Origin of the sequence: Micromonospora sp. ATA51 (assembly GCF_016802855.1) — a bacterium.
Lineage (GTDB): Bacteria > Actinomycetota > Actinomycetes > Mycobacteriales > Micromonosporaceae > Micromonospora > Micromonospora sicca.
In genome coordinates this window covers 1-1,967 of sequence record NZ_JAEVHJ010000592.1, presented here as the reverse complement: position 1 = coordinate 1,967, position 1,967 = coordinate 1, and the positions used below count along the sequence as shown (strand labels likewise).

3 pseudogenes are annotated in these 1,967 nt (G+C 78.6%); all 3 read right to left on the bottom strand.

The annotated features are described in order from the left end of the window. A pseudogene (locus JNW87_RS38110) lies at nt 1–634 on the bottom strand (DNA polymerase Y family protein); the annotation flags it as partial. A gap of 46 nt (nt 635–680) precedes the next feature. Beyond that, nucleotides 681–1,462 (bottom strand): annotated as a pseudogene (locus JNW87_RS38105) (hypothetical protein). A 185-nt stretch (nt 1,463–1,647) separates the two neighbouring features. After that, nucleotides 1,648–1,967 (bottom strand): annotated as a pseudogene (locus JNW87_RS38100) (SAV_6107 family HEPN domain-containing protein); the annotation flags it as partial.

Genomic DNA, 1,967 nt, shown 5'->3' with positions numbered 1-1,967 from the left:
CCGTCGAGCCGAACCGGGCCAGCACGTCGCCGGCGGGCAGCGCGGCGAAGCCCCCGAGGGTACGCACCCCCAGCCGGCGCAGCAGGTCGGCCAGGGCCGGGCGGCCGAGCGCCTCGACCGGCAGGGCGGCCAGGAACTCCGGCGTCCCGCCGGGCGGCACGATCCGCCCGTCCCGGGCGGCCAGCCCGGCGGCGAAGACCCCGTCGGCGACGCCGACCTGGCTCTCCACCGCGCAGGACTGGGCGACGTGCTCGATGATCCGCTCGGCCGCCGCCTCCTCACCGCCGAGGTAACGGCTCGGACCCCGGGCCGCCAGCGCGCAGGCCCCGGGGCGGACCACCTCGACCCCGGCGGCCACCTCCTCGACGGCGGCGACCACCGGCTCGAACGCCCGGGCGTCCCGGCCGGGGTCGTACTCGACGACGGTGAGCTGCGGGCAGCGCCCCTGCGCCTCGCGCCTGCGCAGCCCTCGACGCACCCCCTCGGCGCGAGCCCGCTCGGAACAGGCGACCACCCGGTTGGCGTGCAGCACCGCGACGGGGTCGGTGGCGGGCACCCCGTCGACGATCTCCGCGGCGAGGACCGGCCAGTCCGGGCACCAGAGCAGCAGCGTCCGCACCGGCGCACCGCTCATGCCGGCCCTCCCCGGCGGACACCCGGCACATCGCTCACACCGGCGGTCATGCCGGACCGACCAGGGTGAGCGCGCCGCGGCGGGACGGGATGGCGAGGGCAGCCGAGGCGGCCGGCGTCACCGGGCGGAGCCGCCCGCGCCCGGCCCGGCCACCCCGGTCGCCCGGGGGATGACCCGGGTGAGTCCGTCACCGGGCAGCCAGACCTTGATCTCCTTCGGGCGGGCGGCCGCGCCGCGCCCGCGCGCCGAGACGGTCACCTCCCGGCGTCGCAGCCGCCCCCGGCCCGGCCCGAGCCCCTCCCAGACGCCCCGGACCACCTGCAACGTGACGTCCGCGCCGTCCCACCGGCCATACGGGACGAGCACGCTGCCGCGCTGCCGGGCGCGGGCGGCCAGCCGGTTGGCGACCGAGGCGGAGACCGTGGTCGGCACGGCGGTGACCACCACGTCCACCCCGTCGATGAGCGCGGCGATGACGGTGGGCCACTCCGGCCCCGGATTCGGCACCAGGGCCAGCCGGTCCAGGGCGATCCCGGCCTCGGCCGCCGCGCCGGCCCCGAAGGTGGGGACCCCGACCACGGCGCACCACGAGCCGGCCCGGGACGCCTCGGCGAGCAGCGCCAGGATCAGCGACGTCGCACCGCTGCGCCGGGGCTGCCCGGAGCCGATGGCGATGGTGCTGCCGCGGCGCAGCCCGCGATTGGGCAGCAGCCCGGTCAGCTCCGGCCGGACCGGCAGCACCCGGTGGCCGCCCGCCGGGTCGGGTGCGCTCGCCGGACGCACCAGATCGGCCAGTGCGGCGGAACCGACCACCATGCGGCCCGCCATCGGACCAACCCCCCGTCGTGTCGCGCGGGGACCTGCCCCCGTCGTCGTGCTGCTGGATCAGGTCGTGCTGCTGGATAAGAAAGTGCGGCGCTGCCGTGGATCAGCCGATGCGCTGGGCGTCGGCCGCATCCACGTGTCCCGGCGCCGGCCACATCCGGCTCCCGCCGGTGGCCGGGGCGCCAAGGTCAGGCGGCGATCCCGTCGAGCGCCGGTTGGTGCGCCAGGCCGAGCGCGGTCTCCACCACCGTCACGAACTGCTCGGCGGCGCGGAGCAGGTCGTCGGCCTCCCCGGGCGGTGACCACCCGGGGGATGCCGGCCTCGGCGGCGGCCCGCTTGCCGGCGCCGGCGGCGAAGTAGCGGGCCCACTCGTCGAGTTCGGGGGCGACGCTGGAGAGCAGGACCCAGACGCTGGTGATCCGGTTGCGGCGGGTGGGCGCGGGGCGGGCCCGGGCGGCGAGCAGGGCGGCGCCGCGCGCAGCGCCGCGAGGTGGGCGGCGGCGTACC